The 23,802-nt window shown below is 61.2% G+C and carries 26 protein-coding genes; 6 read left to right on the forward strand and 20 right to left on the reverse strand.

The window, feature by feature from the left end:
• Window positions 1-124 precede the first annotated feature (124 nt).
• The 4 genes from TNEU_RS05200 (at window position 125) to TNEU_RS05215 (ending at window position 2,121) form a co-directional block, all read left to right on the forward strand.
• Window positions 125-760 (forward strand): superoxide dismutase, encoded by a 636-nt coding sequence (locus TNEU_RS05200; RefSeq protein WP_012350389.1) that lies wholly within the window; start codon window positions 125-127, stop codon window positions 758-760.
• Between the two features lie 119 nt (window positions 761-879).
• A complete protein-coding gene (locus TNEU_RS05205; protein WP_012350390.1) occupies window positions 880-1,287 on the forward strand; it encodes a hypothetical protein in 408 nt (135 codons plus the stop codon).
• On the forward strand, window positions 1,271-1,681 hold the full coding sequence (locus tag TNEU_RS05210) for a hypothetical protein (protein WP_012350391.1): 411 nt from the start codon (window positions 1,271-1,273) through the stop codon (window positions 1,679-1,681). Before TNEU_RS05205 ends, TNEU_RS05210 begins: the two co-directional genes overlap by 17 nt.
• Before the next feature lie 20 nt (window positions 1,682-1,701).
• Complete coding sequence (locus tag TNEU_RS05215) at window positions 1,702-2,121, forward strand: hypothetical protein (RefSeq protein WP_012350392.1); 420 nt, start codon at window positions 1,702-1,704, stop codon at window positions 2,119-2,121.
• On the opposite strand, the gene TNEU_RS05220 is transcribed toward TNEU_RS05215, so the two are convergent.
• The 7 genes from TNEU_RS05220 to TNEU_RS05250 form a co-directional block, all read right to left on the reverse strand.
• Window positions 2,113-4,413: a hypothetical protein gene (locus TNEU_RS05220; RefSeq protein ID WP_012350393.1), complete on the reverse strand. Its 2,301-nt coding sequence runs from the start codon at window positions 4,411-4,413 to the stop codon at window positions 2,113-2,115. The genes TNEU_RS05215 and TNEU_RS05220 overlap by 9 nt on opposite strands.
• Before the next feature lie 32 nt (window positions 4,414-4,445).
• Complete coding sequence (locus TNEU_RS05225; protein WP_012350394.1) at window positions 4,446-5,843, reverse strand: hypothetical protein; 1,398 nt, start codon at window positions 5,841-5,843, stop codon at window positions 4,446-4,448.
• Between the two features lie 95 nt (window positions 5,844-5,938).
• Complete coding sequence (locus TNEU_RS05230) at window positions 5,939-6,265, reverse strand: hypothetical protein (protein ID WP_012350395.1); 327 nt, start codon at window positions 6,263-6,265, stop codon at window positions 5,939-5,941.
• Between the two features lie 118 nt (window positions 6,266-6,383).
• Window positions 6,384-6,626, reverse strand: a complete 243-nt coding sequence (locus TNEU_RS05235) for a hypothetical protein (RefSeq protein ID WP_012350396.1) — start codon at window positions 6,624-6,626, stop codon at window positions 6,384-6,386.
• A 34-nt stretch (window positions 6,627-6,660) separates the two neighbouring features.
• Window positions 6,661-6,993, reverse strand: a complete 333-nt coding sequence (locus TNEU_RS05240) for a DUF134 domain-containing protein (RefSeq protein WP_012350397.1) — start codon at window positions 6,991-6,993, stop codon at window positions 6,661-6,663.
• Entirely contained in the window at window positions 6,993-7,415 is a 423-nt protein-coding gene (locus TNEU_RS05245) for a Trm112 family protein (protein ID WP_012350398.1), read from the reverse strand. The genes TNEU_RS05240 and TNEU_RS05245 overlap by 1 nt, the downstream gene beginning before the upstream one ends.
• A gap of 22 nt (window positions 7,416-7,437) precedes the next feature.
• Window positions 7,438-8,358, reverse strand: a complete 921-nt coding sequence (locus TNEU_RS05250; protein ID WP_012350399.1) for a tRNA guanosine transglycosylase family protein — start codon at window positions 8,356-8,358, stop codon at window positions 7,438-7,440.
• Between the two features lie 121 nt (window positions 8,359-8,479).
• On the opposite strand from TNEU_RS05250, the gene TNEU_RS05255 reads away from it, so the two are divergent.
• Window positions 8,480-8,968: a hypothetical protein gene (locus TNEU_RS05255; protein WP_012350400.1), complete on the forward strand. Its 489-nt coding sequence runs from the start codon at window positions 8,480-8,482 to the stop codon at window positions 8,966-8,968.
• A gap of 6 nt (window positions 8,969-8,974) precedes the next feature.
• Entirely contained in the window at window positions 8,975-10,030 is a 1,056-nt protein-coding gene (locus TNEU_RS05260; protein WP_012350401.1) for an amidohydrolase family protein, read from the forward strand.
• Here the strand turns inward: TNEU_RS05260 and TNEU_RS05265 are convergent.
• The 13 genes from TNEU_RS05265 to TNEU_RS05325 form a co-directional block, all read right to left on the reverse strand.
• Window positions 10,008-10,217 (reverse strand): hypothetical protein, encoded by a 210-nt coding sequence (locus tag TNEU_RS05265; protein WP_012350402.1) that lies wholly within the window; start codon window positions 10,215-10,217, stop codon window positions 10,008-10,010. The two genes, TNEU_RS05260 and TNEU_RS05265, sit on opposite strands and share 23 nt — an antisense overlap.
• The gene (locus tag TNEU_RS05270) at window positions 10,201-10,980 is read right to left on the reverse strand and encodes a sulfide-dependent adenosine diphosphate thiazole synthase (protein WP_012350403.1); all 780 of its coding nucleotides are present in this window, start codon (window positions 10,978-10,980) and stop codon (window positions 10,201-10,203) included. The genes TNEU_RS05265 and TNEU_RS05270 overlap by 17 nt, the downstream gene beginning before the upstream one ends.
• A 101-nt stretch (window positions 10,981-11,081) precedes the next feature.
• On the reverse strand, window positions 11,082-11,666 hold the full coding sequence (locus tag TNEU_RS05275; protein ID WP_012350404.1) for a formate dehydrogenase: 585 nt from the start codon (window positions 11,664-11,666) through the stop codon (window positions 11,082-11,084).
• Entirely contained in the window at window positions 11,650-12,357 is a 708-nt protein-coding gene (locus tag TNEU_RS05280; protein ID WP_012349725.1) for a cytochrome b/b6 domain-containing protein, read from the reverse strand. The genes TNEU_RS05275 and TNEU_RS05280 overlap by 17 nt, the downstream gene beginning before the upstream one ends.
• Window positions 12,358-12,390: 33 nt before the next feature.
• Window positions 12,391-13,230, reverse strand: coding sequence for a 4Fe-4S dicluster domain-containing protein (locus tag TNEU_RS05285; RefSeq protein WP_012350405.1), 840 nt, complete (start codon window positions 13,228-13,230; stop codon window positions 12,391-12,393).
• Between the two features lie 2 nt (window positions 13,231-13,232).
• The gene (locus TNEU_RS05290) at window positions 13,233-16,739 is read right to left on the reverse strand and encodes a molybdopterin-dependent oxidoreductase (RefSeq protein WP_012350406.1); all 3,507 of its coding nucleotides are present in this window, start codon (window positions 16,737-16,739) and stop codon (window positions 13,233-13,235) included.
• Window positions 16,736-16,942 carry a hypothetical protein gene (locus TNEU_RS05295; protein ID WP_012350407.1) on the reverse strand — a complete coding sequence of 69 codons (207 nt, stop codon included), beginning with the start codon at window positions 16,940-16,942 and terminating at the stop codon, window positions 16,736-16,738. The genes TNEU_RS05290 and TNEU_RS05295 overlap by 4 nt, the downstream gene beginning before the upstream one ends.
• Before the next feature lie 55 nt (window positions 16,943-16,997).
• Window positions 16,998-17,675, reverse strand: coding sequence for a sulfurtransferase FdhD (locus TNEU_RS05300; protein WP_012350408.1), 678 nt, complete (start codon window positions 17,673-17,675; stop codon window positions 16,998-17,000).
• Entirely contained in the window at window positions 17,660-18,145 is a 486-nt protein-coding gene (locus TNEU_RS05305; protein WP_012350409.1) for a hypothetical protein, read from the reverse strand. Before TNEU_RS05305 ends, TNEU_RS05300 begins: the two co-directional genes overlap by 16 nt.
• 31 nt (window positions 18,146-18,176) lie before the next feature.
• Complete coding sequence (locus TNEU_RS05310) at window positions 18,177-18,566, reverse strand: ATP-binding protein (protein WP_012350410.1); 390 nt, start codon at window positions 18,564-18,566, stop codon at window positions 18,177-18,179.
• On the reverse strand, window positions 18,563-19,129 hold the full coding sequence (locus TNEU_RS05315) for a hypothetical protein (protein ID WP_012350411.1): 567 nt from the start codon (window positions 19,127-19,129) through the stop codon (window positions 18,563-18,565). The genes TNEU_RS05310 and TNEU_RS05315 overlap by 4 nt, the downstream gene beginning before the upstream one ends.
• On the reverse strand, window positions 19,126-23,082 hold the full coding sequence (locus TNEU_RS05320) for a molybdopterin dinucleotide binding domain-containing protein (RefSeq protein ID WP_012350412.1): 3,957 nt from the start codon (window positions 23,080-23,082) through the stop codon (window positions 19,126-19,128). The genes TNEU_RS05315 and TNEU_RS05320 overlap by 4 nt, the downstream gene beginning before the upstream one ends.
• Window positions 23,079-23,801: a cytochrome b/b6 domain-containing protein gene (locus TNEU_RS05325; RefSeq protein WP_012350413.1), complete on the reverse strand. Its 723-nt coding sequence runs from the start codon at window positions 23,799-23,801 to the stop codon at window positions 23,079-23,081. Before TNEU_RS05325 ends, TNEU_RS05320 begins: the two co-directional genes overlap by 4 nt.
• Window position 23,802 lies beyond the last annotated feature (1 nt).

Here is a 23,802-nt window from a genome sequence, read left to right on the forward strand (position 1 = left end):
GAGATAGGCCCATTTATCAACATTTCTCCCCACCTGGCCGAGGCGGGCCTGGGGAGGGGGTGGGGACGCCGCGTGTGGGCCGGCCCCGCCGGCAACGTTTTTATGGTGTAGTCGGGTTCGTGCCATGGCTTCGGTTAAGAAATACACGCTTCCCAACCTGCCCTATGCCTACAACGCCCTGGAGCCCTACATCGCCGAGGAGATAATGAGGCTCCACCACCAGAAGCACCACCAGGGCTACGTCAACGGCGCAAACGCCGCCCTCGAGAAGCTGGAGAAGTTTAGGAAGGGCGAGGCCCAGATAGACATAAGGGCCGTCCTCAGAGACCTCTCCTTCCACCTCAACGGCCACATACTGCACTCCATCTTCTGGCCCAACATGGCGCCCCCGGGCAAGGGCGGCGGCAAGCCGGGCGGCAAGACCGCCGACCTCATAAACAAGTTCTTCGGGAGCTTCGAGAAGTTCAAGGAGGAGTTCAGCCTCGCCGCCAAAAACGTGGAGGGCGTCGGCTGGGCCATTCTGGTATACGAGCCAGACCAGGAGCAGCTCCTGGTGCTACAGGTGGAGAAGCACAACCTCATGCACGCCGCAGACGCCCAGGTCCTCCTGGCTCTAGACGTCTGGGAGCACGCCTACTACCTCCAGTACAAGAACGACCGCGGTAGCTACGTGGACAACTGGTGGAACGTGGTGAACTGGGACGACGTGGAGAGGCGCCTCCAGAAGGCCTTAAACGGGCAGATCGCCCTAAAGATTTAAAAACAGCCCCCCTTTTCAAAGCCATCGACCCCCTAGACCGCGCCATAAGAGACCTCATCCGGCGCAACCCCGCCAAGGGCCCCACCTGGCTCAGGCGGGCCCTAGCCCGCCTCGGCGACGTGGCGGAGGCCGGGGGGCTCTACCTAGTCGCCGGGAGGCCCGAGCTGGGCGACTGGAAGCCCCAGTACCAGGTCTGGTACTCCTCGGCCGAGGGGAGGTGGCTCTGCTCCTGCGGCCGCCGCAGCTGCACCCACATAGCCGCCGTCCAGCTGTACATAGCCTACAGGAGGGCCCTCGACAGCGGCCTCTACATCGCCGAGGCCGAGGTGGAGTGCCCCGGGAGGCTGGAGGCAGACGGCCTCCTCTACGCGAGGCCCACGCCGCGGGGCTACCGCATCCTCGTCATATCCCGCAGGAGACTTATACGGGTGAGGTGCGGAGGCCACCTCCTCCTGGAGCTATACGGCGAGAGGGTCCCCGCCGCCGCGGCGGAGGACGCGGCGAGGAGGTATGGAGGCCAGAGGTAGGAAAGGCCGCTTCCGCCTAGAGCCCGACGCCCCCCAGCGCTACCGCAGGATCTACGTCGACCTCTTCTCCATCGCCGCCGCCCTCTCCAGCCCCGAGGAGGTCTTCCGCTCCGCCGCCGAGTCCGGCCTAGACGCCGTCTTCGTCCTAGACGCCTGGTCAGAGACCCACCTCCCCCTAGCCAGGAGGTACATGGAGCTGTGCAGGCGGTACAACCTCGACTGCAGACTCGCCGAGAGGGGCCCCGCCGAGCTGTACGCCGTCGAGCTCTGCGAGGCCGAGTGCGGCCGCGGCTGCGCGGTGGTGACGAGGGACTACGACGCCGCGAAGGCGGCCGCCACATGCGCCGTCTTGATACAGAGAGGCGGCAGGTTCTACAGAGCAACGTATATATAGAGACGGCCCGGGGGGAAGACGTGGATCTCCCAGAAATCGGCGAGCTGGAGCTGGAGAACCCCGACCTATCCGCCGCCGGCCCCGCCGAATACACCGTCAACTTTGGCAGACCCTGCAGAGTAGCCGCCAACGTCAGACTAGACGCCCTCTCCTTCACCTGGCCCCGCATAAGAGCCAAAGCCCTCGCCGCCGTCTACAAATGCGGAGACCTCTGGCCGCACCTAGACGTGGAGATGAAAGCCACCACCTACGGAAAAACCATAGTAATCCTCGTCGACACGGTAGCCCGCCACGCCGAGCCAGACGCCGAAGTCGCCCCACTAGAGCGGGGACTCCTCTGGAACTACGCCGCCAAGGTAGGCGCCGCCGCCCTATGCAAAACCCTAAAAGAGATACTCCACATAGACACAAGCTGCAAAACCTACACAAGACTAGAGTAGCCGCCGAAGCAACAACACCACAGCAGCCAAACCCACCAGCGTGTATGGGCTGACGGGCCAGGCGGAGAGCGCCGGAGTGCAGAGGCGGTCTGTCTCGGCCTCCACGTGTGCCCTCCCCGCCAGGTCGGCGCCGGCTCTCACGCCGCAGAGCTCCACAGAGGCCGCCGGGTTGGGGACGCCCAGCACATCTCTAAACTCGTACGTGTAGGAGGCGAGGAACCTCGGCCTGTAGACGCCGGGGTGCAACACGGCGACGTCCTCCAGCGGTCTGTAGACCACCCCACCCACCGCGGTCGAGTTCAGCTTCACAACGGAGCCCGCGTCGGCCCACCCGCTCCACTCCTCGACGCCCTCCACGCGGACGTAGTACTGCCTCCTCCCGTACGCCACAGACACGTTCTTCGGCCCGTCCACCACGACAGACGCGGGGGATGGGCCTACTAGGCGCGTGCCGTTGCCGAGGTCGAGGACGTCGGAGAAAGTCAGCACGGCGCCCCTCGGCGTCCAGCCCGCGGTTTTGTTGACGGGCGTTTCGACGGAGACCCAGTAGTGGACTTCGGCGTAGCTTGCCTCAAGCGTCGCCGGCTTTACGACGCGCCAGCTCCTCTCCCCAGTCCCGTTTACGCGGAGGCCGGAGAACATGGTGCCGTTGCCCACCACCCACGGATCCGCCAGCGTCACGTTGAAGAGGGCCCCCTCGTCAACCCACGCCGCGGTGGAGTTAGCCGGCGCCGCCAGGCGCACTAGATACTGCCTCCTGTACCTTGGCTCGACGGTAGTCGGCCTCGCGACTACGACCTCCGCAGGCGCCGTGGGGACGTACCGGGTGCCGTTGGACAGCTCGATGGTGGGTAGCCTAAGCACGCCGGGGGGCGCCCAGGTGGCGTTTACGCCGGCGGGCGTCTTAACCACGACGCGGTAGAGGCGCTGTGATACGGGCACTACGACGTCCACGGGCTCTCTCACATCTACTTTTACCTCGGCGGTGACCGCCCGCGTGCCGTTGCCGAGGTCTACCGTGAGTGGGGGGAGGTGGGCTGTGGAGTTGGCCTCCGCGACGGCGAGGAGGGCGGAGCCGTTTGGCAGTATGAAGCGCACCGGGTATCTGGTGCAGGCTATGGAGACCGGCCCCAGCACCTGGACGGAGCCGCCGATCCGCCTATACGCTCCGGACAGAACAACGTCGCCGTAGGGGCAGTACCTCCCCCTCAGCCAGCCTAGGTCGATCACCGCCATGTATGGGAGAGACGCCAGCCTGCCGTAGACCGACGCGCTGACGTCCGGCCGGACGTAGACGCGCCCACCCACATCTCTACCCGGAAGAACCGCGCTACCGTTTTCCCAACTAAACGCCACGTGAGCAATGTAATGGGAACTAACAAGGTTGTAGAGAGCTATGCCTGTATAAGGTATGACGGCTTTTGGCGGAGCTACAAGGGTCTCGTTGCCGAGGTAGAGCTGGATTCTGCCTAAAGGCTCCTTCACCTTAAGGAATACATTTGAATACAGTATGGCGTATAACACATACATCTCGATGCGCTCTATCCTGTACGGCCCGATGTAGATGTAGCCTTTGATGTTGGAGAGCCACCACGTGCGGTTGCCGTCTACGTAGACCGTAAGGCCGTCCTGCCCCACTACGAGGGTTATGTTTCTAGGCGCTCTGTCGGGAGGCCGGCAGCTGTAGAAGACAAGGTCGTCCCAGATAGGGGCAAGATCGTAGCCCAAGCTCACAGCCCACCTATACCACTCGGACTGAGAAGTTCTGTGATCCTCAAGGCAGAACTCCCTCCTCCCATCCGAATATATCCTGTAGCGGATAATCACGTTGTGCACCGTGGCGGTGTTGCCAGGCCCAGTCACGTTGTAAACAGACCCGGTAAAGTGCTTCAAGGTGCTCAGGTCTATTACCGGCCTGGAGTCGCTCTTGATCGGGATCCCCAGCACGTAGTCGATGTACATCACATCTCGAACATACAGCGGCTCCACCTTACTCCATGGATCCTGCACTATGTCGAACAGAGCGACAGCTTTTGTAAAGCTGTACTCGGAGACGCTCCCATTGGGCAGAGCAGTAATCACGATATAGCCTGGCATTATTTCGCCATACCAACCTTTTGCTTCAATAAACGCTTTTGCCCATTCCGATGCGCTTTCCGAGTAAGCCGTCGTCCCAACTATACATCTATATGGGTTGATGTCGCATTCGGCAGGCGTATAGTGTAGGGCATAGATCTGTTGTGCATACACCGCCAGAGCCGCCAGTAGCACCGCTATCAGCAATGCTCTCATGGAAAAAATGGGGTTTGGATTGAAAAACCTACTCAGCCGCCGCAGACGGTACTACAGGCAAGATTATTTGGTGAACATTTTTCACACAACACACATCCCTTTGGCGATACATAGCTTGTCTGATAGTCGCAGTTTATTTTTCTGAATGGGTCGTATACGGCTAGTTTTCCTTCTTTGACGAGTGTGGATGTGACGTAGTAGGTCGTGTAGGTGGTGGTGTCTTGTCCGCATCCGACTACTCTGACCGCTTTCACCACCTCTACTGAGGCTTTCTGGGTGCCCGGCAGATCTCCTGGCTCAACTCTGGTGACGGAGCCGGTGCTGTTTATGGGTATGTAGCTGGGGACGCATATGTCTATCTTCTCCCCGGGGGCGCCGTAGATTAGCCCTGGGGTATTGCTTTTTGACCACTGTGCGAAGTAGTGGGCTTCTCCGTATATTGCGTCGTAGGAGACCAGCTTATCTCCGAGGTGTAGGTAGAGGTCGCCTCTTGAGTATATGATTATTTCGACGGCGGTCGGTATTGTGTTATACCATCCGTCTACCGTGTAGCTCACTAGGCGGAAGCGCGCCCAGGTGTTGACTTTCGCGCGGAGTTTGTATACGTAGGCGCCTGTGGTGTCTACCTTGTAGAGGTACGGCGCGCTTGCGTATGAGCCGCCGGTGTAGGTCGGCCCGTTGCCTATGCGTATTGAGATCGAGGCGTTGTTCCATGTGACCGTAACTGTGCCGACGCCTTGTATGTATATCTGGCCGGGGCTCTGCATGTACGTCTTCTGGAGGCCGGCGTCGTTGTACCAGTAGACGGCGGCGCCGGTGCCGTTTCTATACGCCGCTACTGAGTATATGACGAAGGGCGTAACTACGCCGAAGGCGCTGTCTTTAGCCTTGGGGCCCGCGGGCATGACGTAGAGTGTGAGGTCTATGTCGGCTGGCGCCGTGGGGGCGGGGAGCCCATCGAAGCGGACCCAGCCGCTCCAGGTGGTTACACCTTGTTTCAAGGCGATGGCTTTATCGCCGAATTTAACCGCGGCAGGCTTCGAGGCGATGGCTACGTCGAAGCCCTGAGGCGCTTTCACGGTCGTGTCCGCCAGCTGGCCGCTGTATATGCGGACGTTGTTTATCCTGACGTCCAGCTGTGTGCCGTTTAAAACAGCGACGAGGTAGACCCAGTGATATACGACCGAGCCGAGAAGCTGCACGTCCCCAGTCCACCCGCTGTACGTGCAAGACGCCCAAAATGGATAGGTATTCCATTGGTATGTGTACTCGCTTCTGCAGTTGCTACAGGGGAGGTCTCTGACGGTGGCTGTATCTCCAGGCTTTAGGACAAACAGCTGGGGGCCTGTAGGGTTAGCAACCTTGTAGACCGTATTAAAAGTACATTGTGGTCCGAAGGTGCCAAATTGATAGTCGTACCTAACTGGCACGTCTGTTGTGCTTACAGTGCCGACTAGCTTGTAGAGGCTGTCTGTCTGTGAGCCTGGGGCCGGCGGGTTTACGTAGACTGTATAGGGGTATGGGCCTATGTTTGTACCGCTACTTGGAAGGAGCCTGAGCGGAAGAAGGCGGCTAGCACCGGCACCGACTTGTAGAGGTGGTAGTCTGCCACGTAGTCTGCGTATTCCACAAGCTCCCGGATAAACTCCGCGTTGACCTCACTCGCGACGACCTCCCTCTTTATACACACAGGCGTCCACGTCTGCGCCCTGGTGGCTACGCCGTAGCTGGTCACCACTGTGACGTTTGCCCCGCATGGGACAACGGCGAGCCAGGTGCCGTTGGGCGGGACCTGCTTATACACCGAGAGGGTGCGGAGCGTCCCGTTGTAGGCGTACGACACCTCCCTCACCGTGGCGTTGCAGGCTTTTGTAGGTGGGGCTGTCAGCGTTTGGCGGGGGGTGTTGTAGGCTTTTGAGGGGGGTTGGTGGTGTTGGTTTTGTTGACCGGAGAATGGGGAAAAAGGGGGGTTATTTTTTGAGTTCTTCGATTCTCCTGTCTATGTCCTTTAGCACCACCTCTGTTATGTACCGCCTCAGCTCCTCTAGATATCTAAGCTCTGTCTCTTTGCTCCACTGGGTGGGGCCCCACGTGCCGGCGGCCCACATCCCCCAGTAGCCTGGCCTTAGGTGGGGCGGTAGGTGGCTCCACGGCCCTCTTCCGGGGCCGCCTCCCCAGCTGTGGCAGCCTCCAAACCACTTCCACCAGCCCATATGTGAAACGTGTTTCACATGTATTTATGTTTTTCTACTGGGGCTCTCCGTCTCTACATGAAACAAGTTTCAGGGGGAGCCTCTCCGTGAGGGCTTTGGCCACCTTGTGGCGGGCTTGTTCAAGTATTCTCCAGAGGGTTGCCTTTGAGACGCCTATTTTCTGGGCGGCTTCTTCGGTGGTGAGGCCGGCGACGTGTATTAGGTACATGGCCTCCAGCTCGTAGCTACATAGCTCTACGTAGTGGGTTGGGCGGAGTCCGGGGGCCTCCCTGAGGGGGATGTATAGGGTTTCTTCGTGGGGGAGGGTGGGGGTGGGGCGCGTCTTCGCGCCGGCGTGTCCCCAGCGGTGGCGCCTGCGGTGGCCCATTAGGGTTTTTTGAGGGCGAAGGGCCTGCCCTGGGTCAGTATCTTGTCTGCTATGTCTGGGGCGGCTTTTTTGAGGTCTTCGGCTATGTTCTGTAGGAAGGCGAGCTCCTCCTTCTCGTTTCTGAGCTCGTCTGGGAGCATCCTGGGTATCTCCTCGATTATTGGGTACCACCTGCCGCAGGTTGGGCAGTAGATGACGCCGGTCTCTATCTCCCACCTGTGGCACTCCTCGCAGGGGAGGGCCTCGGGCTTGGGGTGCTCCTTTATCTTTAGGTCGCGGTAGGAGCAGTACTCCTCGCAGAAGGGCTTGCGGGGCCAGGTGTACTGCCTCTCGGGGTGCTCCGTCCGCTTTATCGCGATGAGGCGGAGGGGGAAGGTCTTGTCGTAGGGGCAGGCCAGGACGTCCATCAGCCTGTATTTCATAGGGGCGAGAAGGTTGCGAAATTTAAATATGCCGGGGACCCGCGAAGAGGGCGTATAGCCTTCTGAAGGCGGGGGGCCTGGGGGGGTAGGCGGCCGACTTTATCACCACGAAGGCGTTGACGAGGGCTCTGTATTCGAAGCTCCTCGCGATTCTCTCGTGGAAGCCGTCGAGGGAGGGGAAGCCGTACTGCGCCAGGAACCTCCGCAGCTCCTCCAGCTCGCCGTCTTTGGGCTTGGCTCTGCCGAAGTTGACGGGGCGGTCTGTGACGTGGCGCTCGCCGCCTCCCGGGAGGAGGACCTTGCCGTAGGCGGCCTTGAGGCGCCATGTGGCGCTGTCTGTGCTGTCTACCCCCAGGGCGGCTAGTATGGGGGTCACCGAGGGGCTCCCCATGCCCAGCACGTGTAGCGCGCCTCTGAACTCCTCCCTTGCCCTCTTTATCAGGGAGAGGGCGTGTTGCCGCGACCCCCTGGGGGCGCCCCTGGTGATTAAGACGTAGGGGACGGCGGCGCCTATGGCTAGGGCTGGGGCGTCTCTGTACAGAGCGAGGTACCTCTCGAAGAGGGCCTCGTCTCTGTAGACGTGGAGGACAGGCACTACGGCGTCTCCCACGGCTCTCCTGAGCTTGAGCCAGTTCTGGTAGGACTTCCTCATCTTCTTCTCGGCGGCGTCGGGGGGGTCCGAGGGGGAGGGGGGCACGTCTAGGGAGAGGTAGAGCTGGGCGTCTACCCTTCTGTATATCTCGGCGATTTTGTCCACGTCTATGGAGAGACCCCTCTTGAGTATCTGGTAGCCCCCCGAGTCCACCCAGAGCTCCCCCTCGTAGCCGAGGGCGGCGCGGGGGTCGCGGCGTATGTCGAGGGCGTTGACCATGACCCCCGGCACGTCGAAGTGGTGCCAGGGCTTTGGGACGGCGGAGAGCGGGCTGCCTAGGACGACTCTCACCTTATTTTGTCTCCTGGTCTTATAAAACAGGTCGGTTGGGTTCTCCGAAAGTTTCAGCCACCTCCTATGAGGTAATATTCAGGTATCATCTGAATATATAAAGGGGGGAGTACTCTAGGCGATGATTCTCCTAATCGTGAAGACAGACAGCGGGGAGGTGGCCAAGAGGCTGGCGAGGGCGGTGGAGGGCCTCGAGCTGGCCCCCGGCCTCTACCTCACCTGGGCCCCCCGGGAGAAGGTGGCCCGGGCCGTCAACGCCGCCAAGAGGGAGGCGGTGAGGAGGTGGGAGGAGGAGGGCTCCGGCCCCCAGCTGGAGGTGGCCGCCCTGGAGCTCACGGAGGAGCAGTACAGGGAGCTGAGGCCGCTGGCGAGGGGCGTCATCGAGAGAGCCGCCGAGGCCCTCCTGGAGGAGATGGAGAGGCTTCTGGAGAGGCTGAGGTCCCCCGGCGGCCGCGACCTCTCCGGCTGGTACCGCGACCTCGCCAGGAGGTACGAGAGGCTGGTCAACGCCTCCATCGCGCTGGACATAGAGCCCACGGCCCTGGGGAGGCTCCGGGACAGGTGGAAGGAGGTGGCCCTGGAGGCCGGCAGGAGGCTGAGGCGCCCCTAGGCGTCTATGCGCCTCCGGGCCCGCTACGTCCTGGCCGGGGGGCTTGAGCTGGTGGCAGACGGCGTTGTGGAGGTGGACGACGGCGGGGTGGTGGTGGGGGTGGGGAGGTACACGGGGGGCGTGGCGGCGGACTTGGGCAACGTGGTGCTCATGCCCCAGCTGGTGAACGGCCACGTGCATGTGCTCGACGCAGCCATCTTGGACCGCGACGACATGTACATAGACGACCTGGTGGGGTGGCCCCACGGCGTTAAGTACCACGTCGTGAGGAGGCTGGTGGAGAGGGGGAGGCACACAGCCCTGCTGGAGAAGGTGGCGAGGAGGATGAGGAGATACGGCGTGGGGTGCGCCCTGGTGTACGCCGAGTACGCGGCGGGGGACGTGGAGGCGGCCCTCCGGCGCTGGGGGATCGAGGCGGTGGTGTTCCAGGAGGCGCACGGGGGGTTCCCCAGCTACCCCAACGTCCAGGTGGCCACCCCCGTCGACCACCCCCCGGAGTACCTCCGCCAGCTCAGGGCCAGGTACAGGCTGGTGTCTACCCACGTCTCCGAGACCGAGGACTGCCACGAGGCGGGCGACCTGGAGCTGGCGCTGAAGGTGCTGGACGCAGACGTCCTCGTCCACCTGGTGCACCTCACTCCCGAGGAGGTCGGCCAGATCCCCCCCTCCAAGACGGTCGTGGTGAACCCCAGGGCCAACGCCTACTTCGTGGGGCGGGTGGCGCCGGTGCCCCAGCTACTGCACCTCAAGCCCCTCCTCGGCACAGACAACGTCTTCATGAACGAGCCCGACCCCTGGGCGGAGATGAGGTTCCTCCACGCCTACGCCGCCGCCGCGGGCTGGAGGCTGGAGGAGAGGGAGATACTCTCCATGGCCACCGTCTGGGGCTGGGAGAAGATGAGGTGCGTCCCCCCCATCGAGCCCGGCCACAGGCTTAGGGCGATCGCCGTGGCGGCGCCGTACGCGGGGGAAAAGGTGCTGAAGTTCCTCGTGAAGAGGGCCGCCCACACAGACCTCGTCGCCTTCGTGGAGGGCTCCTCTATAGAGCCGCCCCCCTCCTGAGGCTGCCCCCCGCCGCCTCCTGGTTCCTCGTCCACTTCGCCACGAACTGCCTGTAGCACTCCCTCGAGCAGAAGACCCACGGCTTGTTGACGCAGCAGGTCTTGACCACTATGGCCCCCGCGCCTACAAGCCTGCCGCAGTTGGAGCAACGGAGCTCGGTAGGCCTCTGCCTAAGCTCGAACGGCATACTCCACCAAGTCCTTGTGTATTATCTCGGCGGCTCTCCTGCCGGAGAGGAGCATCCCGCCGAAGATGGGCCCCATCCTCGGGAGGCCGTGGACGGCGCATACGGCCATGCCGGCGGCGTATAGGCCGGGCGCCACCCTGCCCGTGTGCTCCACCACGAGCTTCTCAGACACCTCGGCCCAGGCCGACTTCTCCCCCCGCACCTCCACCCCCAGCTCGGGCACCTTCCTCGACGCGATGGAGATCACCTCGGCGTCGTGGCCCGTGGCGTCTAGCACAGCCCTGGCCTGGGTGTAGAGGGGGTCCACGTGCGAGCCGGACATCTGTATCGGCGTCCACACCCACAGCAGGCCGGCCACCCTCGGCGGGTCGCCCCGGAAGATGACGTCGTCCACGTGCACCCCCAAGATTATCTTCGCGCCGGCGTCTATGGCGCCGGCGGCCAGCTTGGCTATCAGCTCGGCGGGGTCCACAGTGTAGAGGCCGTCGCCCACCGGCCTATACCTAACCCTGAAGTCCTTGAGGACCGGCACGGCCTCCTCCTGAACCACGATCTTTGGGATCATGTTGCCACCTGGGCCTATGCCTCCACCGAAGGAGAACCTCCTCTCGTATACAACCACCCTGTGGCCCCTCTCCGCCAGGTACCTAGCGGCCGTCAGCCCGGCGGGGCCGGCCCCCACCACCGCCACATCCACCTCGCTGTATTCGTAGAGGTCCTCAAGCCCGTGTTTGATTATTGCCCTTGCGATCTTCAGCTCCATAAGCAACAAATATAATCCAAATAAATAGATTTTGGACGCAGAAGCTACCCCACCACAGCCGCAGCCGGAAAACGAACAGGAGAAACGCCCCCCACCGTCGCCTACTGCCAAGGCCGCGGATTAGGCAGAGTCCACCTCAACATGTGTATGTAGAAGTGTGTAGTGTGTAGGTCCGGCCTGTCCTCAACAACGCCAAATCTGTAGCCGCATTTTCTGCAGGAGTAGATGTGGACCCCTCCGTATATGTAGACGTCGAAGCTGTCTCTCCCGGAGGCGCCGCAGTTGGGGCAACGCCACAGCTCGAACTCCCACTCGGAGCCGCATATGCACCTCGCATACGGCCTATGTCTCTCGTAGATGCCGAGGTCCTCCCGCCTCAGCACGATGAGGGAGGCGGGGTCGCCGCAGTTCTTGCAGCGGCCGCCCACCCCGCCGCTCCCAAACCTAAAGTAGAGGGCTCTCCTAACCACGTAGTCAACCAGTTGCCTCGGGACGCCCCTCCCCTCCGCCTCCCTTCTAAGCCTCTCGACGTCGACGGACTCGACGGCGTATTGACCAGGTCTGTCCACGTGTATCTCCAGACCTCTCGCGATCTGGTCGAGCTCGGATAAAAAACGGGGGGTTTCTCTCGCCTCCCTGAGGCACTCCTGGTCTTCGCCGCAGAGGGCTCTATACAGCGGCTCCACGTCTCCTCAGGTAGTTTGGCATGTGTGTTTTTGCCCAGTCTAGTGGGATGGTCCCGTCGCCGAACATGGCGTTGAGCAACGGCCTGTTGGCGGGGTGCAACACGGCGAACACGTGGAGCGCCACGAAGAGTAGCCCAAGGGCGAAGCCGACGTCGTGTAGCAACAGCATAAGCCTCGCCTCTTCCACAGATAGGCCAAGGGCATCTCTATAGACAAGCGCCACGCCGCTTATGGAGAGGAGGACCACGGACGCGATAAGCAGAAGCGCCATGTAGGCAACGAACACGTTGTGCCTCTCCATAGACGCCTTGACGTCCTCGGGAAGCGGCCTGCCGAGGAGGTAGTGCCCCGCCAGCGCCTTAGCCTCCCTAATCTGCCGGCCAAGCGGCTTGCGGAGGGCGTCGAAAATCCTCACCTTTCTAAAGAATAGCAGATTGACGGCGTACACCAGGAGCAACGCCCCCCATATGTGCCCCAGAAATCTGTGGGATGTCCTCAGTAGCTGCGCCCCCGCCGTGACGGCGTCGGTGCCCACAGCCGCCGCCAGGGGGGCGCCCACGGCGTACACCAGCGGGGCCAGCACCTCGATGGCGAATAGGGCGCCCCCAGTTATCGCCAACACAGTAAACAAAAGCAAATTCCAGTGGTGGGCTATCCTATACCCGATACTTACAACTTCTACTTTATCCATGTATAATAGCTAGGTAGAAGTTTAAAAACTTTTCTATTGTTTTTTCTCCTGTACTCTCTCCCGCCGCCAGGCGGCTAAGCCCAACACGGCGAGGGCGCCAGCGAGCGCCGCGCCCCCCACGGTCACAAGCGGCTTGAGAACCTCTCTCGCCTCCTCCACAGCCACGGGCTTGCCCTTATCCGCGAAGTGGCTATCCAAGGCAAAGCCCCTCCTCTCCGAGGTCACATAGATCCACCTGACCGAGCCGCCCACATACCTATCCACGTTGAGGCCGTAGACCTTCCTGCCCTTGGCCTCCTCCTGCCTAGCCCTCTCTATGACGTCTTTCGCGGGGCCGAAGGTGAAGACCCTCGTGGGGCACACCTCCACGCACGCCGGCTCCCTCCCGTTTTGTATCCTGTCTACGCAGAAGGTGCACTTGTAGAACTTCCCGTCGTCTCCTCTCTTCGGCACGTCGTAGGGACACGCCATCTGGCAGTAGCCGCATCCGATGCACTCGTCTTTCTCTATCACCACGGCGCCCTCGGGCGAAACCTTAATAGCGCCGACCGGGCAAGCCCTGGCACACGGCGCCTCTACGCAGTGCATACAGTTGTAGGGGAGAGGCGCCACCTCCACCTGGCTGAAGGCCACCTCGCCAGAGGGCGTCAGGAGGCGCTTCCTGGTGGCCCCCTCGTAGTAGAAGACCACCTTCCAGTCCTTTGAGGTTAGAGACTGGGGGGACGTCAACACGCCTTGGAACTGGGTGCGCTCGGCCGAGAGGCCGTTCCACTCCTTACACGCCACCTGGCACGCCCTGCATCCAATGCACTTGTCTAGGTCTACCAAGACGGCGTAGCCCTCCTCCGGCCTTGGGAACTTTATGGAGACCATGGCTACGCCCCCTCGGCCTTCTTTATTTTGCCGAGCCAGGCCTTGGACTCCTGTATGGTCGTCACCACGTCTCCCACGTCTGGGTTGATGAAGTTGGCCTGCGCCCCGGTGGTGTAGCCCAGGAAGCTGAAGGACCACACAACGTTTACGACCGGTAGCCTCCTGCCGTTTACCTCCAGGTAGGCCTCGCCCTCTGTCACATATGCCTTAAGCCTCACCGCGCCTCTCGCGGTGATCAAATCGACGTACTCACCAGGCGACACGCCAAGCTTCTGGGCGAGGGCCTTGGGGACGTAGACGAAGGGCTCAGGCACCAGCTCCGCCAGCAGCGGCACGTTCCTGGTCAAGGTCCCGCTGTGGAAGTGCTCCGTAAGCCTGTTGCTTGTCATAACCACCAGCTCCCCCGGCAACTGCTCCAGATCCTTAGGCTCGAGCGCCACCCCCACCGGCTTGCCTTTTACGATATCCGGTTGCTCGTTGAGGACGGATAGGTTGTATGGGTTGAGCCACGCCAGCGTTGGGTACCTCAGGGCGAGCTCCACGTCGGGAGACTCCACCGGCTCGGTGTGTATAGGCCACTGGAAGTTGTAGCCGGCGTACCACCCGCCCATTTCGCTTATGACCTTCAACGTGGCCGTCTTCAAGCTCCCCGACTCCTGGTAGTACCTCTTGAGCAGCTCCCTCATCTGCTCCATCTTCGGCTTGAAGGCGCGCCACCCCCCGCCGGAGAAGAAGGGCCTCTTCACGGCGGCTTTGAAGCCTGTGGTGTCCTCGTCCCAGTAGAGCGTGTCGTTGACCCAGAGGTACCTCATGCCGGTCTTTGCCGCGTACTCCTCGTAGGTGATCGTTTTAACGCCGTCTCCCTCCTCCACCGCGAACCTCCCGTCTATCTTCACGGAGCCTGTCCTGATGTATGTGATGAGGTCTAGCCCCCCGAAGAGGTCGGCCACCCCGCTCAGCCTGCGCTTGAAGGCCCTTGGGACCCAGAAGTTGTGGCCGGGTATAAACGCCGGCTTGTACTCGCCGGTGTATTCGTCTATCCACTCGCCGGTCTCTCCCGTCACCACGTACTCCTTCCCAGCGGCCTTCACCTTTGCCTCAGCCCCCAGCACCGCCTTCAGCGAGTCGTAGTTGTAGAGGAACCTCACGTTCATAGGCCAGGACCACCCCCAGTCCTTGTAGACCTTGAACTGTCTGCTGAATACGCCGTCTATCTCCCCCTCTCCCCTCAGCCTTGTGCTCCTCCTCATGGTGGTGAACTCGTCTCTGATGGGGTCGTATATGCCCTGGTAGATGAAGACGGCGAAGTTTATCTCCTTGTTTATCAGCCTCGGGTTGACCTCCGCCTCGATGGGCGACACCGGCGTGCTTTTCCCTGTGCCGCCGGAGTAGTTCCAGCTTTCGTCGGGCCTGAGAGGCCTCTCGTATATGAAGACGAGGCTTCCCCCCTTTCTGAACGCCACCCTCTCCCTCCTCACCCCAGCCGCCTCGCTGGGTAGCTGGATGACGCCCCCCCTCCTCAAGGCCTCATAGAGCTTGGTTATGATCCAGTAGTCCGGCCTGGACTCCCCCTTGGGCGGCACAGCCCTGTATGTCCACTGGATCACTCTGTTTCCGTCGGTGCGGGTGCCCTCCTTCTCCGCGAAAGACGCCGCCGGCAGGACCACGTCTGCGAACCAGGCGGTCTCGCTCTGGAATATGTCGCTTACCACCAGAAGCTCTAGGGAGGATAGGGCTGCCCACACCAGCTTGGCGTTGGGGTTCGTCACGGCTGGGTTTTCCCCGAATATGATGGCCGCCTTTATCTCGCCTGCCAGGGCCCTCCTTACGAAGGTTATCTCCGAGGAGCCTGTGCCGAAGGGGAAGTCGCATACGACTGTGCCGTTGGCTGGGTCCTCCTCGGGCTTGGTGCCGCAGAAGAGACCCCACGCCAGCTCCAGCCTACGCCAGCCGTAGAACTTGAACACCTGTAGGACCTTGGCCAGATCGGCCTTGCCCTTGTCGGGGGCGGCCGTGGAGAACTTGCCGCGGGCCCACTGGGGGACCTCCCAGCTCCACGCGTCTGGCATGCCCTGTAGCTTCCAGTCTTGGTAAAGCCTCACCTCGAAGGCGCTGGTGGGGTTTCCGTGGTAGCCGGGCAAAGAGTCCCAGCCCCCGCCCTGTACGTCGTTGGCGCCTTGGACGTTGCTGTGGCCTCTGAAGGGGTGGGTCCCGCCGCCTGGGAAGCCGACGTTGCCCAGCAGGAGCTGCACGATGGCGGCGGCGCGGATGATGTTGATCGTGGCGTTTGTGTGCTGGGTGAGCCCCATGGCCCACTGGATGACGCCGTGTTTCTTGTGGTTTGTAACAACGCCGCTGTTTTCCACGTAGATCTGGGCCACCGTCCTCAGCAGATCGGCGGGGACGCCCGATATCCTCGACACCTCCTCCGCCGTGTAGTCCCTGAGGAGCTCCTTCAAATCCGCCAAGTCGTCGTCAGTTATGTTCCACCTAGACATCAGCCTGCGGAACTCCGGAAGCTGATCTATTGGCGGGTTCCTCTCGAAGAAGGCGTAGTGGAGTATGTAGTTTAAGACGGCGGCGTCTGTCCCCGGCCTAAAAGGCACCCAGATGTCGGAGGCCGCGGCGGTTCTGGAGTACCTCGGGTCGAAGGCTATGAAGATGGTGCCCCTCTCCCTCTTCCCCTTGAGGAAGTACTGGAAAGACAGGGGGTGGGCCTCGGCGGGGCTGGAGAAGAAGAGAACCACGTCTGCCAGCGCCACGTCCTCAATGGAGGCCGTCTCGGCGCCCCAGCCGTACGTCACAGCGAGTCCCGAGACGGTGCTCGAGTGGCACTTCCTATACTGCGAGTCCATGTTGGCCGTGCCCAGAAACACCGCCAGCTTTCTGCTGAGGAAGGCCTCCTCGTTTGTCAATATGGAGGAGCCTATTATCTGGAGAGGCACGTCCTTGCCCACGTAGTAGTACCCGTCTTTCTGCGCCGGCGCCCCAGTGCTCTGCCTCCAGCGGCTTAAAATCTCGCCTAGCCTCTCCGCAATGTACTGAAGCGCCTCCGTCCAGCTGACCTCCCTCCACTTAGGCGGGTACTTCTTGGCTACAGCCACCAGCTCGTCCCAGCTCTTGGCGTTGAGGAGCTCCTCAGGGGGCGGCTTGGGGCCTGTCCTAATCAACGGCCTTCTAAGCCTAAGCTCGTTTTCCACGAGCTGGAAAGCCGCCTTGCCCTTGGGGCACAGCGCCCCCCAGTTTATGTAGGAGTCCTGTGAACCTGTGCTGTGTACCACCCTGTCGCCCGCGACGTACATGTCGATGGAGCATCCCATGGAGCAGTACGGGCATATCACCGGCACCACGGAGGCCTTAACCACCTCGGCCTTCCCACCGATCTCCCCGAGAGCCCACTGCGTCTTCCACTCCTTAAACGGCACCTGCCCCGACGCCGGAAGCGCGAAGGCGGTGCCCGCGATCGCGGCTATCTTCAGCAGGCCCCTCCTCGTCGTTGCCAGCGTCATAACACGCTCCTAGCCGCCCCCTTATCCCTCCGGCCTAGCAACTTCTTCGCCGTGAAGCAGGTGTAGTCCTCGGCGGCTTCGTAGAGGCTGGATAGGCCGTCCGCTGCCTCGGGCATCACGCCGAGTAGATCCTCAATGTCTCTCCTAACTCTTGCGTACTGGACCTCCGCCGCCTTAAGAGCGGCCTCAAAAGACTCCGGCATGCCCCCTCCTCCGACTTGGCTTATATGCCGTATTCGAGCGGGCCTCGAACAAAATTTATATGGTGGAGGGGCAGAGCGGGGTGAAGCCTCTGGTTTTTACGTTGGCCACCAGGGGGATCCCCAGCTTACAAGCCGCCTCGACCCCGCTGTAGAGGGGCCCCCGGAGTGAGACTATCGCCGAGACTCCAATGGAGGCCAGCCTATTTACGATGTCTGCCGAGACGCGGCCGGTGGTAAAGCCTATCTTCCTCTGCCCCACGAGGCCCTCCATTAGGTACCTCCCCACGAGCTTGACAACCCCGCTGTGGCGGCTTGTGTCGTGGACGACAAGCCAAACCCCGTCCACGTAGAGGGCCGAGGTGTGCATAGCCAGCTCGGGCTCGACATGCCAAACCGTGTATTTGGCGAACTCCCTCGCGAGGTCGACGGCGACGTCCAGCGGAACCTCGACGCCTTTCTTAAACTTAACGAGGGGCGCCACGCCGCAGTCCTCCGTATATGTAGAAACCGCGGCTGCTCTCCCCCTCGACACCTCGGCCCAGATCCTCCTACCCTCTATTTTTAGGCCGGCTTGGGATAGGTCGTCTATGTACCCCTCCGAGTATAAGTAGCCGTAGGCTAGAGCCTCCAGATCGACCGGAGCCGTTATGAATACGGCTGACCTCTCGCCGTTTACGTAGACCTCGACCTCAGCATCTACAGCTATCTTGATTCCCCCTACTTCTTTATACATGGCGTAACCACGAGGCCGCACCTCCTGCAGTGCCCGGCGAAAACTCCGTTCACAGCGACTCCCCGGTGGATCTCGTCTAGCTCCATGCCGTATTTCGCGGCTATTGCGGCGACAAGACTGCTTTTAACCCCCCGGAGGAGAGCCGCCACGGCCAGCTCCAGCCACGTGCCGGGATGCGTATCTGCAAGCGACGCAAAAAAGCCGCAGATCTCATCTCTGTCAAACTGGCCGAACTCCCTCTTGACTGCCTCAGCCAAAACGTCGTCGCAACCGAAGGCCCGGTAGTAGGCTAGGTAGGCACCCGCGTTGGCCTCGCATCTGCCTGCTCCACAGCGGAGAGCCCCGTCTCTGTTCAATTTCTCAACGGCGTAGTAGACGGTTGAGTTTGAAAACGGGGAGAGGGAGGCGAGGCGGTAGACGGAAAAGGACCCCAACTCCAGAGCCCTCCTCAAAACCCATCTGACAGACACGCACAATTATAATTATGTACAATATAAATTTTCACCCGAAGCCCGAGCCTGCGCCTGCCGCCTCCTCCCCCGTAGGCACTGTGGCGTTGGTGGGGGTGAAGGTTGGCAGTGTTACGTTTGCCGTGAAGTTAAGCGTCTGGGCGTGGCTTGGGTAGAGGTAGGGCGTTAGGAGGATCAGCCCAGCCGCGGACACGGCGGCGAGGGCCAGCACCCCGATGAGGAGGTAGGCGGCAAGGCTAGGCCTAGTCGCCATCTCTATCGCCCCCCTTGGGCATGTATAGGTGCAGAGGCCGCAACCGGTGCAACGTGAGTAGAGGACGCGGGGAGGCTTCAGAGCGCCGGTGGGGCATGTTCTTACACAGAGGTTGCATTTTGCGCACCTCCGCCCGTCTATCGCCGCGACTCTCCTAGTTAGCTTCATAGCGAGAGGGCTCGGGCCAGCCCCTCTCTGTGGGCCACCGAGAGGTGGGCCAGGTAGCGCTGCACGTCGAGATCTCCCGTTAGTATGAACTCCTCGACGGGGGTCGGCTTGGGCTCCCTGAGGTAGATCCACTCGCCGCATCCCCTCAGCGTGAGGAAGTCGATGTAGTTGTCCACAACGACGAAGTCCCCCTCCACACAGCCGCCTAGTCTTGGGAACTCGATTTTCACATCAGCCTCAACCCCCCGTAGCTTGAGGAAGGCCAGTTGCGCCGCTTGATACATCGCCCTTTCCCGGCCTTTTACCAGGTCGGGGTCGTAGTAGCACCTAACCTCGAACCTCTTGGTAAGGCCGTGCAACTGTCTAATGAGGCCCTCCCCCCTCGCGTAGAAGGCGTCGGAGAAGCCCGTCTTCTCGAGCAGTTGCCTCTTTGAGAGGCGGCCGTAGGCATGGGAGATGAGGAGGGGGCAGTGGGCCAGTGGGAGGGAGAGGGTTTTGCCCCTCCCCCTCAGGAGGTTTATCAAAAAGGGGTGGGTTTCGGGGACGGAGTATATGTATATCACGGAAGCTCGCGGAGGTCCGGCACCTTCGGAGGCCAGTAGTAGGCAGACTTGGCGGGCTTGGGGCCTATGCCCAGGCCCCACAGGAAGGTGCGCCTCATCCTGACCAAGTCGGGCCTCGCGCAACCGGGCGCGCCGGGCTTGGGGCACAGCACCTCTCCCCTGATTATGCCGAGTATACGTGGGAACTCCAGCCTCAGCCCGCCCCACCTCTGGGACCACAGGCTGTATATGCCCTGGGCCAGCTTGCCTCTGCTGCCGTGTGTCAGTAGTTTGTAGAAGAAGTCGAAGGCGGCCTTCGCGGCCTCGAAGTCGAACTCCATAGAGCCGTACTCCTTGGGATCCGCCTTCTCTATCTTGACCTTGAAGTGCCAGAGGTTAGTCCAGGCGATTGGGTCATTGGTCTGCGGGAGTACGAAGTCGTAGGTGGTGCCGGTCTCCTTCCACCAGACGTACTTGGCGAGGTCCCAATAGGGCATGCCCCTCTCCTTGTACAGCTTCGTAATCGCGATCTTGCCGAGCTCCTCCTCAGTGAGGGGCGCGGGGTCGGCGACCTTAGTCCACTTGAGGCGTTTCCAGTTGAAGTCCCCCGCCCGTATCTTATCCACGAGGCCTGCGCCGTCTACCTTGATGTCGACGGTCTGGAAGACCGCGGAGGTTGGGTAGGAGCCGGCGACCTCCAACACTCTGCTGTGGTTCCACCAAGCCGGCCTCCACCTATATGCGCCGTGTAGAAGCACCACGACGCCCTCCCTCACCCTGGGAGTGACCCACACCTTCGTCACCATGCTCGAGACCTCAAGGTCATTCAACGCCTGGATTAAGAACCTCACCCTCACCGCGTCGCCGGTCTTGAGGCCCAGCAGCTGGGCGTCTATGGGGTTCATCCAGAGGTAGAGCGAGGGCCACAGCTCGAAGGAGTACCACATCTGCTGCACGCGGGAGTTCTCGCCTTGGTACAGGAAGCGGGAGTTGGCGACGAAGTCGAACTCGCCCTTCCTCGGGTCGACGCCGGTGGTTAAGCCGGGGATCCTCGCCCAGAAGTCGTGAATCGGTATGACGAAGTGTAGCTTCGCGTTTATCAGCTTCTGTACCGTCCCCAAGTCACCTGCAATGGCCTTCTTTAGGTCCGCCTCCAATGGGATAATGGGTATAGACACCTCTCTCAGCTCCTGCTCGGCCATGGCCGGGTTGTACCACTCAAGCTTCAGAGTGTGGGTGACTGTGCCGAGGACGTTGAACCCGAGGTATATCTCGCCGTCGATTTCTACGCCGGCGATGCCCCCCGCCTTGTCGTAGGCCAGCTTCGTGATGGGGTCTACCCTAGCCACCTGCTCCCTCGGCACCTTCTTTAGGTAGGTCTTCTCGGCGTATACGTTAGTGTCGTGTATGACGAACTGGTACAGCTCCAGCGCCTCCACGGGCTCCAGGCCTTTGTCCTTTGAGAACTTGACGACGGTGGGCGAGTAGGCGTATACAGCCCAGTTGTACATATCCCACATCGTCGGCACCACCTGCTTCCTAATGTCGTTTACGAACTGCTCGTAGGTGATCTTCCCGTCGTAGAGGTCCCTAATCAGCTTCTCGGGCAACTGCTCGGGCGGAATGCCGAGCTGCGCCGCGTAGCGCTTGCCTCTGTTGACATCGATTAGGAAGGCCAGCCTGTCGGCGAGGCTGGGTATCTTCACCTTGGCCCCCAGGTAGTCCACCTCCTTATCCCTTAGCAGATCCTCCACTGGCTTCCCGTTTTTCTTAGCCATAAGCACAGTCTTCGCTATGGTTCTCCAGGCCAGCTCCAGATACCACTCCTCCGGCGAGATGACGTCGCCAAGGCCTATCTGCTGGTGGGCCTCAAGCGCAGATCTGTGCGGGTCCTTCGGCCTCCAGCCCATCCTCATCAAGAATATGACGTAGGAGGGCCACCGCACGCTGAACCACCTATCTGGCGCATATATGCCGGGGGCGGCCGGCTGGGGGTCGTGGCGCTCGAACCAGTGCCCCTCAGATATGCAGAGGTCTGAGAAGTAGCAGGTCTCGTTCCAGAACTGGGTCATGTGTACCTTCAGCTCCACCTTTTCTGGGTTTGCGAAGAACCTCACCCACTGGGCGCCGGCTTGATATGTGGCTGGCGGATTCACCACACGGGAAATCCATACATACACTCTGTCGGGCACCGCGAAGCCGAGGCTTCTCCAGTACTCCTGCCACTCGGGGTCGTACATCCTGAAGGGTATGGTGTTGGTGGGGTCGTAGGACCCGAAGGCGCTCTCCTCTGGCGCTATCATGTTTATGTTCCAGACGGCGGGTCCGTCTAGCTTCCTCTTCAGCACCTGGGCCGCGAGGGTGCCCTGCCACCAGTAGTACACGAAGTCGGTGTTGTGCCACGAGGCCGCGCCGGTGCCTCCCACAGTGCCGACGGCGCCTGTCAGCGCTATTAGTAAGAAGAACATCCTCGCCAGCATCCACCCGCCGTAGGTCTGGCCGGGGCCGCGCCACTGGTTTATAGACAGCGCCTTGCCCGCCGCGGCGACTTCTTTAGCTATGGCGCGTATCAAGGCGGCGGCGTTTCTGACCTCCTCCTCACTCAACGGGTCGGGCGGCGGCGTCTTGGCGTTTAGCCTCGTGACCCACGCGGCGTATTCGGGGGTGAAGTTCGCGAAGTACTCCCTTAGGAACTTCTGGAAGTAGTCCCACGCCTTGGCGTAGTCCTTTATGTAAACCACGCCGTCTTCCGTCACGCCGTATATGTCGTCGGGCGGGAGCGTCTTTATGTAGCCCATGTTGTAGAGGTGTTGCAGCAGCTTCCTATCCCTCAGGAACCAGTCCCAGTTCCACCACCTCCTGACGAACTCCCAATCCACCGCGTTTAGCTCGTTGATGAGGACGTTTGCCACAGCCGCCCACAGCCACGCCTCGGTGCCAGGCCACGGAGTCACCCAGTAGTCGGCTAGAAGCTCCGTGTGGAAGTACTTCTCCCTCACCGAGATGATCTTAGTCCCCTTTAACCTCGCCACCGCCAGCCTAGGGCCGTGGGACATTAGGAAGTGAGCAGCGTCTCCCAGGTGGCCCATGCCGTGATTGACCACCACCTTCGCCCTGTAGTAATCCGGCGAGTTGCGGTCCATGGCGATCCAGAGGTTGTTGCCTAGGCGGGCTCCAGCCGAACACAGGTTGGTGTGGCTACCGAAGGCGTGTTGTTGCTCCCAGTCTTTAACCCAGGGGTGGTGGGTGAAGTAGCCGGTCTGTAGAGGTCTGCCCTCGTGCCAGTGCAACCTCGTCGAGCCTATGGGGTTGCCCTCGACGAAGTACTCGTAGAAGGCTTTTGCGTAGTAGTCAGATACGATTTCGAGAGACTCGTCGTAGGTCACCCTAACGAAGTTGTCGTCGCCCCTGGCGCCCACCCTCTTGCCCGTCTTGGGGTCTATCTTGCTTAGTATATACACTATCCTGTCTGGGTGGGCCGCCGCGGCGGCGGCGCTCTGGCCGCGCACGCAGAGCCCCCAGTTGCTCTTGTTGAGCGGGTTGACCATTACCTTCCGCGCCAGTCTCGTGTCTTTGTCTATCCACACCACGAAGTGGCAACTCACCTCGCACCCGCCGCAGACTCCGCCGGTGGCTATGAAGTACCTCCTCTCCCTGGGCTTAGGCCACGCCTTAGCGTCGTACTCCCGCCAGTCTATCCAGTTCTCCCACCACTTCAGAGATATGGTCTTCAGCCCGTCGGGGGTGCTCACCTCGAAGGAGCCGCCCACCTCCTTCACCCCGCCAGTGGGCGGGACGCGGTATAGGGTTGGGTACCCCTTGAACTTGCCGGTGGCGCCGCTCCACCAGTTCTGGTCCTGCTCCACCTCGCTGTAGAGCTGAGCTTTTACAAAGGCGCCGGCGGCGATCCCCACCGCCATCGCCGCGGCGCTCGCCTTTAGGAAGTCTCTCCTAGAGAGGACCGCCTCCGTCATGGCCCACCCCTCTTCTTCACCTCTTCCACATACGCCTTGTGGTGCGCCATCCACCACTCAATCGGCACATAGCCTTTCGCCAACAACTGCGACTTCAGCATCGGCCAGTTGGTGGGGAAGATCGACATGATGAAGTGTATGGGGAGTGCGACGTAGAAGATGAACGCGCCGAATATGTGCAACAGCGACATGAAGCCCCTCCACCAAGGCGGTAGGATCTGCATATAGAACCACTTCTCCACCACCAGGAACAGCCCGGATACGCCCAGGAGGAGTAGCCCCAAGATGACGCCCCACACCCACATAACTTGGAACGGGTGGTAGAACGGCGTGGGCGGATACTCCTTTCTACGGCCTAGCCTGTACTCGGCGACTTCCTTAAACACGCGGAGCGCCTCGCCGAACTTCGTGATTTCCCTAAGCCCAGCCCTCTTGTCTGAGGCGGCCAGGACAATCAACACTCCTATGAGCATCAGTATTGGCCCAACCCAGTCGTGGAGTATGCTTATCAGCTGGCTGGAGGTGTGCGGCGCCGGCAGGCCTAGCGCCGCCCCAAGCCCCTCGAATATGTTGACCTCGCCGAATTTGAAGAACATGGGGAGGCCCGTTATGAAGCTGATGGTCATGCCCACGAGTAGGAACAAATGCGCAATCTGCGTAGCGGGCTTAAACCTAAGGACGTATTCCTTGCCCCCCTCGGTCTTTATCAACGGCCTCATA

Source organism: Pyrobaculum neutrophilum V24Sta (assembly GCF_000019805.1).
Taxonomy (GTDB): domain Archaea; phylum Thermoproteota; class Thermoprotei; order Thermoproteales; family Thermoproteaceae; genus Pyrobaculum; species Pyrobaculum neutrophilum.